13 protein-coding genes and 1 other RNA gene are annotated in these 15,683 nt (G+C 58.6%); 9 read left to right on the top strand and 5 right to left on the bottom strand.

Annotated elements, in window-relative coordinates:
• Positions 1–47: 47 nt before the first annotated feature.
• Positions 48–608: a nucleotide exchange factor GrpE gene (grpE, locus tag ACQY47_RS18915; RefSeq protein WP_017139264.1), complete on the bottom strand. Its 561-nt coding sequence runs from the start codon at positions 606–608 to the stop codon at positions 48–50.
• Between the two features lie 254 nt (positions 609–862).
• On the opposite strand from grpE, the gene recN reads away from it, so the two are divergent.
• Positions 863–2,536, top strand: a complete 1,674-nt coding sequence (recN, locus tag ACQY47_RS18910; RefSeq protein WP_017139265.1) for a DNA repair protein RecN — start codon at positions 863–865, stop codon at positions 2,534–2,536.
• A gap of 98 nt (positions 2,537–2,634) precedes the next feature.
• Here the strand turns inward: recN and fur are convergent, their stop codons facing one another.
• Positions 2,635–3,039 carry a ferric iron uptake transcriptional regulator gene (fur, locus tag ACQY47_RS18905; RefSeq protein ID WP_017139266.1) on the bottom strand — a complete coding sequence of 135 codons (405 nt, stop codon included), beginning with the start codon at positions 3,037–3,039 and terminating at the stop codon, positions 2,635–2,637.
• Positions 3,040–3,137: 98 nt separating this feature from the next.
• Here fur and ACQY47_RS18900 point away from each other — a divergent pair, with 98 nt between their 5' ends.
• Positions 3,138–3,665 carry an outer membrane protein assembly factor BamE gene (locus ACQY47_RS18900; RefSeq protein WP_017139267.1) on the top strand — a complete coding sequence of 176 codons (528 nt, stop codon included), beginning with the start codon at positions 3,138–3,140 and terminating at the stop codon, positions 3,663–3,665.
• 63 nt (positions 3,666–3,728) lie between these two features.
• Here ACQY47_RS18900 and ACQY47_RS18895 read toward each other — a convergent pair whose 3' ends face one another.
• Positions 3,729–4,031, bottom strand: a complete 303-nt coding sequence (locus tag ACQY47_RS18895; protein WP_017139268.1) for an RnfH family protein — start codon at positions 4,029–4,031, stop codon at positions 3,729–3,731.
• Positions 4,024–4,458, bottom strand: coding sequence for a type II toxin-antitoxin system RatA family toxin (locus ACQY47_RS18890; protein ID WP_005791512.1), 435 nt, complete (start codon positions 4,456–4,458; stop codon positions 4,024–4,026). The genes ACQY47_RS18895 and ACQY47_RS18890 overlap by 8 nt, the downstream gene beginning before the upstream one ends.
• A gap of 167 nt (positions 4,459–4,625) precedes the next feature.
• Here ACQY47_RS18890 and smpB point away from each other — a divergent pair, with 167 nt between their 5' ends.
• A complete protein-coding gene (smpB, locus tag ACQY47_RS18885) occupies positions 4,626–5,108 on the top strand; it encodes an SsrA-binding protein SmpB (RefSeq protein WP_003176160.1) in 483 nt (160 codons plus the stop codon).
• 27 nt (positions 5,109–5,135) lie between these two features.
• On the opposite strand, the gene ACQY47_RS18880 is transcribed toward smpB, so the two are convergent.
• A complete protein-coding gene (locus ACQY47_RS18880; protein WP_017139269.1) occupies positions 5,136–5,903 on the bottom strand; it encodes a GntR family transcriptional regulator in 768 nt (255 codons plus the stop codon).
• A gap of 252 nt (positions 5,904–6,155) precedes the next feature.
• Between ACQY47_RS18880 and ACQY47_RS18875 the strand changes: the two genes are divergently transcribed.
• The 6 genes from ACQY47_RS18875 (at position 6,156) to ACQY47_RS18850 (ending at position 15,682) form a co-directional block, all read left to right on the top strand.
• On the top strand, positions 6,156–7,850 hold the full coding sequence (locus tag ACQY47_RS18875; RefSeq protein ID WP_428550967.1) for a lactate permease LctP family transporter: 1,695 nt from the start codon (positions 6,156–6,158) through the stop codon (positions 7,848–7,850).
• Between the two features lie 70 nt (positions 7,851–7,920).
• Positions 7,921–10,743, top strand: coding sequence for an FAD-binding and (Fe-S)-binding domain-containing protein (locus tag ACQY47_RS18870; RefSeq protein ID WP_428550964.1), 2,823 nt, complete (start codon positions 7,921–7,923; stop codon positions 10,741–10,743).
• 125 nt (positions 10,744–10,868) lie between these two features.
• Positions 10,869–11,147: a hypothetical protein gene (locus tag ACQY47_RS18865; protein ID WP_428550961.1), complete on the top strand. Its 279-nt coding sequence runs from the start codon at positions 10,869–10,871 to the stop codon at positions 11,145–11,147.
• Positions 11,148–11,251: 104 nt separating this feature from the next.
• Positions 11,252–11,648, top strand: a transfer-messenger RNA (tmRNA) gene (ssrA, locus tag ACQY47_RS18860).
• A gap of 343 nt (positions 11,649–11,991) precedes the next feature.
• A complete protein-coding gene (locus ACQY47_RS18855; RefSeq protein ID WP_428550958.1) occupies positions 11,992–14,487 on the top strand; it encodes an N-6 DNA methylase in 2,496 nt (831 codons plus the stop codon).
• Positions 14,480–15,682: a restriction endonuclease subunit S gene (locus ACQY47_RS18850; protein WP_428550955.1), complete on the top strand. Its 1,203-nt coding sequence runs from the start codon at positions 14,480–14,482 to the stop codon at positions 15,680–15,682. The genes ACQY47_RS18855 and ACQY47_RS18850 overlap by 8 nt, the downstream gene beginning before the upstream one ends.
• The last annotated feature ends 1 nt before the right edge of the window (position 15,683 follow it).

Below are 15,683 nucleotides of genomic sequence, written 5' to 3'. Positions count from 1 at the left end.
GTAGCACTTAAACGCTTGACTTATAGATGGGGCCGTTACGACTGATTTCAAGCCTGCTCATCAATAGAAGGTGCAACGGGTGCAGGAGCCTTGCTCACCACTACCATCGCCGGGCGCAGCAAGCGACCGTTGAGCTGATAACCCTTCTGGAACACTTTCAGTACACTGTTGGGCTCCAGGTCATGGCTTTCCTGCATGGCCATGGCTTGGTGATGCTCAGCATTGAACGGCTCACCGCCTTGCGGATCGATGGCTTCCAACTGATAACGCTTCAGGGTGTCCTGGAACATTTTCAGGGTCAGCTCGATCCCTTCGCGCATCGGACGGATGTTTTCGTCATCCGGGTTGGACAACTCAAGGCCACGCTCCAGGCTGTCGATAATCGGCAGCAGGTCGTTGGCGAATTTTTCCAGCGCGAATTTGTGAGCTTTCTCGACATCCTGCTCGGCACGGCGGCGGACGTTCTGCAGATCGGCGGCAACACGCAAAGATTGATCCTGCGCAGCGGCCAATTGCTCTTCGAGCACTTGCACACGAGTTGCCAGTTCATCACCGGCAGCCGAATTGGCGTCTGGAGTTTGCGTATCCTGCGTCTGTTCGTCAGCCATAGATTTCTCCTTTCAAAATCATGCGCGAACTCAACTCGCGCTTCTGTTCCGGTATATGGGGCCACAATTTTCAGGTTCAAGGGCGCAGGCGTTACCAAAAGTCTTTCGCTTGCTCTGGATCAATTCCGGCAGCGTCATTGCGCTTTGCGCTAAAAAATCCGCGCACTCAAGCAAATTGAGCTAAGCACCAGGATTGCCAGCCCTGAATAAAACACTGTATAAATAACCAGACCTAAAGCCTGGGAGCGGCCGTCATGCTGGTGCACCTGTCCGTACATAACTACGCCATCGTCGAACACCTGGATCTCGAACTGGATCGCGGGATGAGCGTAATCACAGGCGAAACCGGCGCCGGCAAATCGATCATGCTCGACGCCCTGGGCCTGACCCTGGGCGACCGCGCCGACAGTGGCGTGGTACGCCCCGGCGCAGACAAGGCCGACATTCTGGCCACGTTCGACCTGGCCGATATTCCCGAAGCCGAGGCCTGGCTGGCCGAGCGCGACCTTAATAATGAAGGCCCGTGCATCCTGCGCCGCGTCATTACGGCGGAAGGTCGTTCACGCGGCTACATCAATGGCACGCCCTGCCCGCTTGGCGATTTAAAGGCACTGGGCGAATTGCTGATCGATATCCACAGCCAGCACGAACACCAATCCTTGCTGAAAACCGACACTCATCGCCGACTGCTCGACGAATACGCCGGCGCCACCGACCTGGCGCGCCAGGTGCAGCTTGCCGCCCAGCGCTGGAGGCAAACCCGCCAGGAGCTGGAGCGACTTTCCAATTCCGGCGACGAACAACGCGCTCGCCATCAACTGCTCAGCTATCAGCTTGAAGAGCTGGAGAGCCTGGGCCTTGGCGAAACCGAGCTGGAGCAACTGGAGCAGGAACACAAGAACCTGACCAACGCCGAAACCCTGCTGGGTATCTGCCGCCAAGTGGTGGAGCAATGCAGCGAAAGTGATTCGGGCAATGTACTGAACGCACTGACCGCCAGCCTCAATCGCCTATCGAGCGTGAACAGCGGGTCGGGCTCCTTGAGCGAGGCCACCACCCTGCTGACCAGTGCGCAGATCCAGGTAGAAGAAGCCGTTGGGGAACTGAATCGCTTCCTGGACCACTTCGACGCCGACCCCGCGCGCCTGCAAGAAATCGAAGAGCGCCTGGACACTATCTATACCCTGGCGCGCAAACACCGCATCCAGCCGACCGAAGTGGCGACGATGCAGCAAAAGCTGCTGGATGAGATCGAAACCCTCAACGCCAATGATGAATCCATTGAACGGCTGGGCGATGAACTCGCCTCCTTCGCCCGCCATTACCAGGAAAAGGCCCGCGAGCTCAGCGACCTGCGCCAGCAAGCCGCTACCAGCCTGGCCAGTGCCGTGGAGCAGGAAATTCAACGCCTGGGCATGCCTGGCGGGCGCTTCACCATTGAGCTGCACGCCAACACCAGCAACGAGCTGCAACCCCATGGCCTGGAACAGGTGGAGCTGCTGGTCAGCGCCAACCCTGGCCAGCCGCTCAAGGCACTGGCGAAAGTGGCGTCCGGCGGTGAGCTGTCGCGGATCAGCCTGGCGATTCAGGTCATTACCGCCCAGACCTCGCGGGTACCCACGCTGGTATTCGACGAAGTGGACGTGGGGATTGGCGGGCCGACGGCGGAGATTGTCGGCCAACTGCTGCGCCGCCTTGGGGAGCGTGGCCAGGTGCTCACCGTGACTCACTTGCCGCAAGTGGCCGCCCAAGGGCATCAGCATTTATTTGTACACAAAGTGCGCGGCAGCGATGCGACGCATACGGCCGTGTCCAAGCTGAACAAATCGGAGCGGGTAGAAGAAGTGGCGCGGATGTTGGGCGGCATCGACCTGACGAAAGAGTCCCTGGCCCACGCGAAGAAGATGGTAGTGGCAGCCAAGGCTTGAACCGAGCTTTTTTCGCTCTATTTTCTCTCTTATAGAAAGCACGAAGGCGACCCTAGGGTCGCCTTCTATCGTTTCACAGAGCAAATCTGTGTCGATTTTTACTTTTTCTTACGGATGTACAGGACCAGATTATGGTCCACCAAATCGAATCCATGCTGCTCAGCGATCTGGTGCTGGAGCTTCTCGATTTCCGGGCTGGTGAACTCGATAACCTCATTGGTATCCAGGTCAACCATGTGATCGTGATGACCACCGTCAGCCAATTCGAACACTGCATGACCGCCGTCGAAATTATGACGAACCACCAGCCCTGCGGCTTCAAACTGGGTCAGCACACGGTAAACCGTGGCCAGGCCAACGTCCTCGTTAGACTCCATCAGCGCCTTGTAAACATCCTCGGCACTCATGTGGCGCTGCTCAGCAGAATCGAGCATTTGTAGAATCTTGACTCGTGGCAGAGTCACTTTAAGACCGGCTTTGCGTAGTTCGCTATTTTCAACCATGGTTAGCTTTCTCGCGGATGCTGCTTCGCAGCTTCTCTTAATACGGGTATGATCGGCGTTTACGTTGTCCCAGCCAAGATAGTGGAAGTCGCCCACCGATGCAAAACACCAAGCTCTTGCTAACCAGTTTCACCCTTGTGGGACTGCTCGCACTCGCCGGTTGTTCATTCCCCGGGGTTTACAAAATCGACATCCAGCAGGGCAATGTCGTCACGCAGGACATGATAGACCAGTTACGCCCGGGAATGACCCGACGGCAAGTACGGTTTATTATGGGCAACCCCCTGCTGACCGACACTTTTCATGCCGATCGCTGGGATTATCTCTACAGCATCCAGCCAGGTGGCGGTGAGCGCCAGCAGGAGCGCGTCAGTGTCATCTTCAATGGCAATGACCAGCTTGTGAGCCTGTCCGGTGACTTCATGCCCGGCGTAAGCCGTGATGAAGCCTTGCTCGGCAAGGACAACGGCACCAATGTGACTGCGCCAGCGCAGGAAGCAGAGAAGCCTAAGTCCGAAGTACCGGCCAAACCTGGCTCCTTGCTGGATCAGATCCAGAAGGACGTCGACGGCGTGCAGACCGTTCCTGTCCCGACGCCACAGCCTCTGGACACCAGCCCGCAGTAATTTTGCGGCGCTCGATAAAAAGCCCGGCATGCCGGGCTTTTTGTTGCCTGCCGATTGGCAGCCTTATGGGTTCTGCTGCCGCGCCAAGGCCGCCTTGGCCGCACGCAGCCTGCGCACTTCCTTGGGGTCTGCCAGCAAGGGCCGATAAATCTCAATTCGATCACCTGGCTGCGCAACACGCACGTGCGCATCGGCGACCACTTTGCCGAATATGCCCAGTTGGCAATCCGCCAATACCAAGCCTGGAAATTGCTCAGCAATCCCCGACGCCAGCACCGCGGCCCTCAGGCTGGTGCCCGCAGGCACCGTCACCGCCAGCAAGACCTGGCGGTCCTCAGCGGCGTACACCACTTCAATCTCAACCATGCAGTTGTTTGGCCCGCTGACAGAATGCATCCACCAGGGTGTTGGCCGCCTGGTTGAACAAAGGCCCCAAGGTCGCCCGCACAATCGGGCCGGCGTAATCAAAGGACAGGTCCAGGCTGATCTTGCAGGCCTTGTCGGTCAGCGCCTTGAATACCCATACCCCATGCAACTGGGTGAACGGCCCTTCCTGCAGGTTCATCTCAATGGATTTGCCCGGCACCAGCACATTGCGCGTAACAAAATGCTGGCTAAGCCCACCCTTGGCTACCCCGACACTGGCGACCATATGCTCATCACTGCTTTCCAGCACTTCGGCGGTTGAGCACCAAGGCAGGAATTCCGGGTAACGCGCTACGTCATTGACCAGGTCATAGAGCGCCTGAGCCGGATAAGGCAATAAAGCCGAACGTTGAATATGCGTCGTCATGTGAGCGTTACTTCCACTGCTTGAGGCAAACATCGCGAAAGAACAGCCCGATCCGCGAGAGAAAAAAACCAGAGAACTGCCGGTATTGTCCGGGATTCGTCCAACACGCTCAAGCACGCAGGTTGACCGTAGCCGATACGCTCGCAACTCCCTATAATGCCGCCCCTATGGCTAAACAAAAGAAACACCCCACAGGGACCATCGCGCAAAATAAAAAGGCGCGACACGATTACTTCATCGAACATCGGTTCGAGGCTGGTCTGGTCCTGGCCGGCTGGGAAGTAAAAAGTCTGCGCGCCAGCAAGCTGCAACTGGTCGACAGCTACGTATTGCTCAAAGATGGCGAGGCATGGCTGCTGGGCAGTCATATCACCCCGCTGACCACCGCGAGCACCCACGTGATTGCCGACCCGGTGCGCACGCGCAAGCTGTTGCTCAACGCCCGCGAACTGGAAAAGCTCGCTGCCGCCGTACAGCAGAAAGGCTATGCCTGTATCTGCCTGTCCTGGTACTGGAGCAAGCACCTGGTCAAGTGCGAGATCGCGCTGGGCAAGGGCAAGAAGGAATACGACAAGCGCGATACCGAGCGTGAGCGCGACTCCAACCGTGAGTTGCATCGCGCCGTGCGCAACAAGGGCAAGGAAGAGTAATCCTTGTGACGGTGTAGCCCACGCGGGCTACATCCCTTTACGTCGCTCCGCCCTAGCCACGCGCTGAACTTCCTGCCGCACCTCCTCCAACACTTCCTGCACATACAGCAGGTGACGTGTTGAGACTTCCCGCGCCTGTTCGGCCCGCCCTTCGATAATTGCCAAATACAAATCCCGATGCTGACTGATGAGCATGTCGCGGGTTTCTGTACGCTGCTGGTACATGCCGCCGATATTGGTCACCACGTTACGCTTGAGCAAATCGAACAGCCCACGAATGGTGTGCAGCAACACGGCGTTATGGCTGGCCTCAGCGATGGCCAGGTGAAAGCGCGCATCCGCTGCGCCCTCTTCCAGCCGGCTAACTTCATCGGCGCGGGTGTAGCAATCCTGCAGCGCCTCAAACGCTGCGGTCAGCCGCTCGCGGTCGACCTCAGTAGCACGCAGTGCAGCGTAGTAAGCACAGGACGCTTCCAGGGTCTGACGAAACTCCAGCAAATCCCGCTGAGCCTCCGGGTTATTTTCCAGCAGGTGCAGCAACGGATCACTGAAGGTCGAACCCAGAGAATCCGCCACATAGTTACCGCCGCCCTGGCGGCTGACCAACAACCCCTTGGCCGCGAGTTTCTGAATCGCCTCCCGCAGCGAAGGGCGCGACACGCCAAACTGTTCAGCCAAAGCGCGTTCGGCTGGCAAGCGTTCGCCCGACTTGAGCGTGCCCTCAAGGATCATGCCCTCAAGCTGCTCGACAATATCGTCAGACAAACGGCGCTGACGCACCTGATCAAACCCCATAACTCACTCTCCACAAACCCGACCACTCGCCAGGCCCTCTATTCTCGCCTATCGCCGCGCTTGCGGCACCTATCAGAACGCCTTCGATTGACCCAACCAGAACACCTCACCCACACCGCCACGACCAAAGTTTCGTGGGCGGCAAATTGACACACCCCTGCCAAGGCTTTTACTCTAGCCGACAGCGACTGTAAATTGGTATTACCAATTATCCAAGCTGACCAAACAACAACAATCAGGGGCCACCCCATTATGCAAACCTGGCAACAGCTCTACAGCCCACTCGGCAGCCTCGGCCTGTCCGCATTGGCCGCCGTTATCCCGATCGTATTTTTCTTCCTGGCACTGGCCGTGTTCCGCCTCAAAGGCCACGTGGCAGGCAGCATCACCCTGGCGCTGTCGATCCTGGTGGCGATTTTCGCGTTCCAGATGCCGGTAGACATGGCGCTGGCCGCCGCCGGTTACGGGTTTGCCTATGGCCTGTGGCCCATCGCCTGGATCATCGTCGCTGCCGTATTCCTCTACAAACTGACGGTCAAGAGCGGGCAGTTTGAAATCATCCGCAGCTCGGTCCTGTCGATTACCGATGACCAGCGCTTGCAGGTGCTGTTGATTGGCTTCTGCTTTGGCGCCTTCCTTGAAGGTGCAGCCGGTTTTGGTGCCCCTGTGGCAATTACTGCCGCACTGCTGGTGGGCCTGGGTTTCAACCCGCTGTACGCCGCCGGCCTGTGCCTGATCGCCAACACCGCGCCTGTAGCGTTCGGCGCGCTGGGCATCCCGATCATCGTCGCCGGGCAAGTGACCGGTATCGATTCGTTCAAGATCGGCGCCATGGCCGGCCGCCAGTTACCGCTGCTGTCGCTGTTCGTGCCGTTCTGGCTGGTGTTCATGATGGACGGCCTGCGCGGCGTTCGCGAAACCTGGCCAGCCGCACTGGTAGCGGGCCTGAGCTTTGCCGTCACCCAATACTTCACCTCCAACTTCATCGGCCCGGAACTGCCGGACATCACCTCAGCCCTGGCCAGCCTGGTAGCGCTGACCCTGTTCCTGAAAATCTGGCAGCCCAAACGCAGCGCCGGCGCACAGATTGCCGGCGCCACCTCCGGCGCAGCGGTCACCGCCAGCGCAGGTGGCTTCGGTCAGCCACGCCAAACCGTCGCCTCGCCTTACAGCCTGGGGAAGATTTTCAAAGCCTGGTCGCCGTTCCTGATCCTCACAGTGCTGGTCACTATCTGGACGCTCAAGCCGTTCAAAGCGATGTTCGCCGCCGGCGGTTCGATGTACAGCTGGGTGTTCAACTTCGCGATCCCGCACCTGGATCAACTGGTGATCAAGGTCGCCCCGATCGTCACCAACCCCACGGCGATTCCGGCCGTGTTCAAGCTGGACCCGATTTCAGCCACCGGCACCGCGATTTTCTTCTCTGCACTGATTTCGATGCTGGTGTTGAAAATCAACCTCAAGACTGGTCTTACCACTTTAAAAGAGACCTTCTACGAACTGCGCTGGCCGATCCTGTCCATTGGCATGGTGTTGGCGTTTGCCTTCGTCACCAACTACTCCGGCATGTCCTCGACCATGGCCCTGGTATTGGCCGGCACCGGCGCTGCCTTCCCGTTCTTCTCGCCGTTCCTCGGCTGGCTGGGGGTTTTCCTGACAGGCTCCGACACTTCGTCCAACGCCCTGTTCAGCTCGCTGCAAGCCACCACGGCGCATCAGATCGGCGTCAACGACACCTTGCTGGTAGCAGCGAACACCAGCGGCGGTGTGACCGGCAAGATGATCTCGCCACAATCAATCGCGGTGGCCTGCGCCGCCACCGGCCTGGTGGGCAAAGAGTCCGACCTGTTCCGCTTTACCCTCAAGCACAGCCTGTTTTTTGCCACCATCGTCGGGCTGATCACGCTGGCGCAGGCCTACTGGTTCACCGGTATGCTGGTGCACTAAAACCTGCGCGTAACAGGGTAAGAATCGACGCCGGACAACGATGCCGGCGTCAGCTATTTCTGGAGGACCGATGAGCCTGCCTGCTGCTTTCCTGAGCGACGTCGCACAACTGATCCCGAAAGATCGTCGCTTCGACGACCCTCTTTCCACCCTCGCCTTCGGCACTGACGCCAGCTTTTACCGACTGATCCCACAGCTGGTGGTTCGCGTGGAGTCAGAAGACGAAGTCGTGGCGCTGCTGCACCTGGCCCAGCGCGACCGCGTACCCGTGACCTTCCGCGCAGCCGGCACCAGCTTGTCCGGTCAGGCCATCAGCGACTCGGTGCTGATCGTGCTGGGCGACAATTGGAATGGCCGCGAAATTCGTGGCCAAGGCACGCAGATCCGCCTGCAACCCGGCGTGATCGGCGCCCAGGCCAATGCGTGGCTGGCGCCGTTCGGGCGCAAGATCGGCCCCGACCCGGCCTCGATCAACGCCTGCAAGATCGGCGGCATCGTCGCCAACAATGCCAGCGGCATGTGCTGTGGCACCGCGCAAAACACGTATCACACCCTGGCCGGCATCCGCCTGGTACTGGCTGATGGCAGCCGCCTGGATACCGAGGACGCGGCCAGTGTCAGCGCCTTTCGCCAACAGCATGGCGAGCTGCTGGAGCGCCTGGCCACGCTGGGCCGGGAGACGCGGGCAAATGCCGAACTGGCTGCAAAAATCCGCCACAAATACCGTCTGAAAAACACCACCGGCCTGTCACTCAACGCCTTGGTGGATTTTGATGAACCCCTGGATATCCTCAGCCACCTGCTGGTGGGCTCCGAAGGCACCCTCGGTTTTATCAGCGCAGTGACCTACGACACGGTGATCGACCACCCGAACAAGGCCTCGGCGCTGATTGTGTTCCCGGATGTGGAAACCTGCTGCAATGCCGTGACGGTGCTCAAAACCCAACCCGTCTCCGCCGTTGAGTTGCTGGACCGGCGCAGCATGCGCTCGGTGCAGGACAAACCCGGCATGCCGGCTTTCGTACAGCAGCTATCGGAAAACGCCTGCGCGCTGCTGATCGAATCCCGTGCCGCATCACCTTCATTACTCCAGGAACAACTGGCGCTGATCATGGCGTCCCTGGCCGCCTTCCCGGTAGAAAAACAGGTCGACTTCACCCAGGACCCGCTGGAAAACGCCCGCCTGTGGGCCATCCGCAAAGACACGTTCCCGGCCGTCGGCGCCGTGCGTAAAACCGGCACCACGGTGATCATCGAAGACGTGACCTTCCCGGTCGAGCAACTGGCCATCGGCGTAAATCGCTTGATCGAACTGTTCGACAAACATCACTACGACGAAGCGATCCTTTTCGGACACGCCCTGGAAGGCAATCTGCATTTCGTGTTCACCCAAGGCTTCAACAGCAGTGAAGAAGTCGCACGCTACCAGGCGTTCATGGACGATGTGGCGCAGTTGGTAGCCGTGGAGTTCGGCGGTTCGCTGAAAGCCGAACACGGCACCGGCCGTAATATGGCGCCCTTCGTCGAGTTGGAATGGGGCAGCGATGCCTACCAGTTGATGTGGCAGCTTAAACGTCTGCTCGACCCCAACGGCATCCTTAACCCCGACGTGGTGCTGAGCGAAGACCCGCAAATCCACCTTAAGCACCTTAAGCCGCTGCCTGCGGCCGACGAGCTTGTGGATAAGTGCATCGAGTGTGGTTTTTGTGAGCCAGTGTGCCCTTCCAAAGGCCTGACGCTCAGCCCGCGCCAGCGCATCGTGATCTGGCGCGATATCCAGGCAAAGAGACGCGCAGGCGTCGACACCACCGAACTGGAAGCGGCCTACCATTACCAAGGCATCGACACCTGCGCCGCCACCGGGTTGTGTGCGCAACGCTGCCCGGTCGGCATCAATACCGGCGACCTGGTGAAAAAGCTGCGTGCTCGCGACGCCGACCGTACGAAAACCGCCGACTGGCTGGCCGGCCATTTCGCCACGGCCATGCAAGGTGCGCGCTTTACCCTGCATGTCGCCAATGGCGCGCGCATGCTGCTGGGCGCGCCTCGCCTGGCGAAGCTCTCGGCAAAAATCACACAGCTGTCCAAGGGGCAGATCCCGCAGTGGAGCAATGCCATGCCACAGCCGGAAAAAGCCATACGCTTCAGCCCGGCAGTTGAAGACGAGCGCCCGCGCGTGGTTTACCTGGCCGCCTGCGTCTCACGCGCCATGGGCCCATCAGCCGACGATAAAGAGCAGATGTCGCTGTACGACAAAACCCGCGGTCTGCTGGAAAAAGCCGGTTACCAAGTCGTGTTTCCCGACAACCAGGACAGCCTGTGCTGCGGCCAGCCATTCGCCTCCAAAGGCTACGCCGAACAAGCCGAGCACAAGCGCCAGGAGCTGATCGGCGCCCTGCTCCACGCCAGCCGTGGCGGCCTCGACCCGATCTACTGCGACACCAGCCCCTGCACCCTGCGGCTAGTGCAAGACCTCGGCGAAACCCGCCTGGACCTCTACGACCCGGTGCGTTTTATCCGCACCCACCTGATGGACCGCCTCGACTTCACGCCACAGCAAGCCCCCATCGCCGTGCATGTCACCTGTAGCACCCAGCACTTGGGCGAAAGCCAGGCCTTGATCGACCTTGTGCGGCGCTGCGCCACCACCGTGGTGATCCCGGAAGGCATTCACTGCTGTGGCTTCGCTGGCGACAAAGGCTTCACCACCCCGGAACTCAACGCCCACTCACTGCGCTCGCTCAAGGACGCGGTGCAACATTGCAGCGAGGGCATTTCTACCAGCCGCACCTGCGAGATCGGCCTGAGCCAGCATGGCGGTATCGATTACCACGGCCTGGTCTACCTCGTAGACCGCGTCACCCAGGCCCGCGCCCATGAAACCTGCAAATAAAACAGAACCCCTGCGTGCCGGCGCAGTCACTTGAATAGGCCTCGGCGAACGAGGCTCACCCGTGACCTCGCTGGCTGCCCCGCCTTGGCGCAGCATCGAGCCTTACTTGCTCAAGGAGATACCCCATGAAGCGTACTGCTCTTGCTGGCGTGTTCATCACCGCCGCAATGTTGGCCTCGCCTGTTTTTGCTGCCGGCGAGCCGGACCTGTGCAAAATCAACCTGGATAAAATCAACAACGGCCAAGCCCTGCTCGCCACCGACACCAGTGGCAAAAAGGGCGAAATAGACACCGCCGTATCCCAGGCCAAAGCCGCGCACGCCGCTGGCGATGACAAAAAATGCATCGAGATCACTTCCAAGGCCATCCAAGACCTGCAGAACAGCGAGAAAGGTGGCCAATAAGCGCTGCTGATACGCAGGGCCAACCTTCGGGTTGGCCTTCCGTGACGGTTTGGCGTACACTGCACAGGCTTGTCACTCACTAAGAAACAACGAGTTACAAGCACGGGGCCGTTTAGGATTCGACGCCGGTCGCGAAACTTTAGGTGCATGCCGAGTTGGTAACAGAACTCGTAAATCCACTGTTGCAACTTCTTATAGTTGCCAATGACGAAAACTACGGCCAGGAATTCGCTCTCGCTGCGTAAGCAGCCTTAGCCCTGAGCTTCTGGTACCTTCGGGTCCAGCAATCACCAGGGGATGTCTGTAAACCCAAAGTGATTGTCATATAGAACAGAATCGCCGTGCAGTACGTTGTGGACGAAGCGGCTAAAACTTACACAACTCGCCCAAAGCACCCTGCCCTTCGGGTCGCTGAGGGTTAACTTAATAGAAACGGCTACGCATGTAGTACCGACAGCGGAGTACTGGCGGACGGGGGTTCAAATCCCCCCGGCTCCACCACTTCAACATCTAAAGACGTCCACGGACGTCTTTTTTTGTGCCTGAAATCCAGTAAATACGGGGGTTTCAGGGCTATTGAGCTCCACGGCCCTTTTCCAGGCCGCACGCGACTGAGAGATACAGCAGTGGGTCGCTTTTGGCGAACAGCAAGGCTCACCACGCAGCAATTGGCATCAGCGCGAATCACAGACATGAAAAGTCAGTACAGCTAGCGCTAGACGCCCAACCTGAACCCGTGCAACCGAGACAACTCAGTGCCGAGCTTGGATTGGGATACAATCCCCGGCATTTAATACCATCAGGATCGGCTTCCGCTCCCTGGGTGCCCAAAAGAGACTCCGCAATGCCCCTCACGCTGCAACAACTGGAACGCCATCTGTTCAAGGCTGCCGATATTCTGCGCGGCAAGATGGATGCCTCGGAGTTCAAGGAATACATTTTTGGCATGCTGTTCCTCAAGCGCTGCTCCGACGTATTCGAGGAGCGCTATGAGCAGGTCGTAACCGATGAGATAAACGCTGGCAAGAGCAAGGCCGAGGCCTTTGTCACGGCGGAAAACCCGCGCTGGTACAAGCGTGATGGCAGTTTTTGGGTGCCCAGCCATTCGCGCTTCAAGTATTTGCTCAACGAAGCTCACATCAACGTCGGCAACCTGCTTAACAAAGCGCTGGGTGGCATCGAGGAAAATAACGTCTCCCTGGAAGGGGTGCTGGAGCATATCGACTTCACCCGCAAGATCGGCCAGAGCAAGATCCCGGATCAGAAGCTGCGCCAGCTCATCACCCACTTCGGTGAAGTGCGCCTGCGCAACAGCGACTTTGAATTCCCCGACCTGCTGGGTGCTGCCTACGAGTACCTGATAGCAGAGTTCGCCGATTCTGCCGGCAAGAAAGGTGGCGAATTCTATACGCCGCGCTCGGTGGTGCGGCTGATGGTGTACCTGCTCAAGCCGACTCTGGCACACGATGTCTACGACCCCTGCTGCGGCTCTGGCGGCATGTTGATTGCTGCCAAGGAATATATCGACGAGCACGGCGAGGACGGCCGCAAGGCCAACCTGTTCGGCCAGGAATTCAACGGCACCGTCTGGTCCATCGCGCAGATGAATATGCTGCTGCACGGCATCAGCAACGCCTGGCTGGAGAACGAAGACACCCTAGCCGACCCTCGGCATATCGAGGGCGGCGAACTGCGCCGCTTCGACCGAATCCTCACCAACCCGCCTTTCTCCATCAACTGGGGCCATACCGAGAAAAGCGCGGATGGCAGCCTGGCCTGGAACCCGACATTTCGCGAGCAACGCTTCTGCTTCGGCGAGGTGCCGCTGGGCTCGAAAAAGGCCGACCTGATGTTCCTGCAGCACATGCTCGCTGTGATCCGCGACGAGGGCATGATCGCCACCGTACTACCCCACGGCGTGCTGTTCCGGGGCGGTGAGGAACGCGGAATCCGCGCTGGCATTATCGAAAACGATCTGCTCGAAGCTGTGATCGGCCTGCCGGCCAACCTGTTCTATGGCACCGGTATTCCCGCCTGCATCCTGATCCTGCGCCAACAAAAGCAGGAAGGCGCCAACCGTGTCAGCGCCAAGCCTGCCGAGCGCCAGGGCAAGGTGCTGTTTATCAACGCCGACCGCGAGTACTTCGAGGGCCGTGCGCAGAACTACCTGCTACCCGAGCACATTGAGAAAATCACCACTGCCTTCGACGAATTTCGCCGGATCGACGGCCTTAGCGACGTGGTGGATATCGCCACATTGCGCGACAACGACTACAACCTGAATATCCGCCGTTACGTGGATAACGCACCACCACCCGAGCCACATGATGTGCGTGCTCACCTGCTGGGTGGTGTGCCCAAGACCGAAGTCGAAGCGAAAACGCCGCTGTTCACCGCCCACGGCCTCGACCCTCATGACCTATTCATCACACGCGATGCGCAGTATTTCGACTTTCGCGGCGAGCTGACCTGCCGCGCCGACCTCAAGCCAGCCATCGAAAGCAACCCCGGCCTACAGGCGAAGGAAGCCGCTCTGCGTGATGCCTTCGAAACCTGGTGGCACGTACACAGCCCGCGGATCATCACCCTGGCTGGGAAGCTGGATAACAGCGCTGCCCTGGTCGAATTGCGCGGCGAGCTACTGGCCAGTTTTAGCCAGACGCTGGAAGGCATTGGCCTGCTCGACCCTTTCCAAGTCAGGGGCATCGTCGCGGGCTTTTGGTACCAGAGCAAATATGACTTCCTTGGCTTGATGGCCCGCGGTTGCCGGGGCGTAATCGACGCTTGGCGCATCAGCATCATCACCGCTCTGGAAGACAAGGCCAGCAAGCAAAGCCCGTTGGAGCACAAGCTGGTGAAATTCCTGCTCGGTGATTTTGTTGCCGAGTTGGCCGAGCTGGAAGCAAAAAAGACCGAACTGGATAGTCAGCTCAAGGCCGCATCCCCACCCAAGGGGGAAGAGGCTGACGAGGCCGACAGCTCGACGGATACCGATGACGAAGAAAACACCTTCGACGAAGCCCAGCTCAAGGCCTGGAAAGCCGAGTTCACCAAGGTGAAGAAACAGCTCAAAAACCGACAGGAGAACTTCGCCAGCCACCTGAATCAGGCCGTCGACAGGCTGGACGAGCAGCAAGCCGCCGAACTGCTGTTGACCATCCTGTACAACGATATGCAGGCCATCGTCGAGCGCTATATAGCCGCCCAGCGCAAGCAGATAGTCGCCGCCTTCGAGAACTGGTGGGACAAGTACCGAATAACGCTGAACGAAATCGAGCAGAAGCGCAATGCGGCGGCAGAGGCGTTAGATGGTTTCCTGAAGGGATTGGGATATGTCTAAACTCGACGCGCTCCTCTCTCTTGAATATGGTGAGCCGCTACCTGCCGAACGCCGTACTGGACACGGCTTTCCCGTATTTGGCTCAAATGGTGAGGTGGGTCGCCATCAATCCGCACTGATCGCTGGGCCGGGGATTGTTGTCGGTCGTAAGGGCAGCGTCGGCAAGGTCACTTGGTCTGATGATGATTTATGGGCCATTGATACGACGTATTGGGTGAACTGTCCGCCAGAAGAGCGTCGTTGGCTGTATTGGGTACTGTCTTGGTTGCCGCTTCATCTACTGGATACATCTACGGGTATCCCAGGACTGAACCGGAGGGATGTCTATGAGCTGGAGGTTTACCGACCAGAATTCGGGGAGCGCCGTAAGATTGCCCAAATCCTGGACATCCTCGACACCGCCATACGCGAAACCGAGGCACTGATCGACAAGCTCAAGGCCGTCAAGCAGGGCCTGCTGCACGATCTATTGACCCGTGGCATCGACTCCAAAGGCCAACTGCGCCCGCCACAGAGCGAAGCACCGCAACTCTACAAGGAGTCGCCGTTGGGGTGGATTCCGAGGAAGTGGCAATGCATAGATTTAGCAAAGCGTTTGGCAAGGATTACCTATGGTTTTACAAGCCCAATGCCGACAACCAATGAAGGCCCGTGGATGCTGACAGCCACTGACGTATCGGAAAGCAGAATTTTGTACGAGCAAGCACGTCATACCACTGAGCGCGCATTTGGATTGCTCTCAGCAAAGAGCCGGCCGAACATTGGCGATGTGCTTGTTACCAAGGATGGAACTCTCGGCCGTGTTGCCGTTCTCGACCGTGATGACGTCTGCGTGAATCAATCTGTCGCTGTTCTTTCGCCCAAAACCGGCGCTGATTCGTCCTACCTTGCAACCTACCTCCAGTCTCCTATCGGTCAAGAGAGAATGCTGGCTGATTCTGGTGGCTCTACGATCAAGCATTTATACATCTCAAAGCTGGCCGAGATGAGTACTCCTTGGCCAGAAGAGCATGAGATGGATGTCATAGTGTCGCGCATATCGGGTATGACAGCGCGACTAGAAAATGAAGAGTCCTTACTTTCAAAATTAAATCGACAAAAATCCGGCCTGATGGATGATCTGCTGACCGGCCGCGTGCGCGTCACCCCGCTGTTGGAATCTTTTCAGCATGCAACTGCACCGACGGAAGCCTGAT

The sequence above is a fragment of the Pseudomonas edaphica genome, assembly GCF_965277385.1.
Taxonomy (GTDB): domain Bacteria; phylum Pseudomonadota; class Gammaproteobacteria; order Pseudomonadales; family Pseudomonadaceae; genus Aquipseudomonas; species Aquipseudomonas edaphica.
Note: the sequence above shows the minus strand (reverse complement) of the source record. Positions and strands in the feature narration are given on the sequence as shown.

Excerpts from the sequence above, each read along its gene's own strand:
- grpE (WP_017139264.1), bottom strand. The coding sequence starts at position 608 with ATGGCTGACGAACAGACGCAGGATACGCAAACTCCAGACGCCAATTCG.
- recN (WP_017139265.1), top strand. The coding sequence starts at position 863 with ATGCTGGTGCACCTGTCCGTACATAACTACGCCATCGTCGAACACCTG.
- fur (WP_017139266.1), bottom strand. The coding sequence starts at position 3,039 with ATGGTTGAAAATAGCGAACTACGCAAAGCCGGTCTTAAAGTGACTCTG.
- ACQY47_RS18900 (WP_017139267.1), top strand. The coding sequence starts at position 3,138 with ATGCAAAACACCAAGCTCTTGCTAACCAGTTTCACCCTTGTGGGACTG.
- ACQY47_RS18895 (WP_017139268.1), bottom strand. The coding sequence starts at position 4,031 with ATGGTTGAGATTGAAGTGGTGTACGCCGCTGAGGACCGCCAGGTCTTG.
- ACQY47_RS18890 (WP_005791512.1), bottom strand. The coding sequence starts at position 4,458 with ATGACGACGCATATTCAACGTTCGGCTTTATTGCCTTATCCGGCTCAG.
- smpB (WP_003176160.1), top strand. The coding sequence starts at position 4,626 with ATGGCTAAACAAAAGAAACACCCCACAGGGACCATCGCGCAAAATAAA.
- ACQY47_RS18880 (WP_017139269.1), bottom strand. The coding sequence starts at position 5,903 with ATGGGGTTTGATCAGGTGCGTCAGCGCCGTTTGTCTGACGATATTGTC.
- ACQY47_RS18875 (WP_428550967.1), top strand. The coding sequence starts at position 6,156 with ATGCAAACCTGGCAACAGCTCTACAGCCCACTCGGCAGCCTCGGCCTG.
- ACQY47_RS18870 (WP_428550964.1), top strand. The coding sequence starts at position 7,921 with ATGAGCCTGCCTGCTGCTTTCCTGAGCGACGTCGCACAACTGATCCCG.
- ACQY47_RS18865 (WP_428550961.1), top strand. The coding sequence starts at position 10,869 with ATGAAGCGTACTGCTCTTGCTGGCGTGTTCATCACCGCCGCAATGTTG.
- ACQY47_RS18855 (WP_428550958.1), top strand. The coding sequence starts at position 11,992 with ATGCCCCTCACGCTGCAACAACTGGAACGCCATCTGTTCAAGGCTGCC.
- ACQY47_RS18850 (WP_428550955.1), top strand. The coding sequence starts at position 14,480 with ATGTCTAAACTCGACGCGCTCCTCTCTCTTGAATATGGTGAGCCGCTA.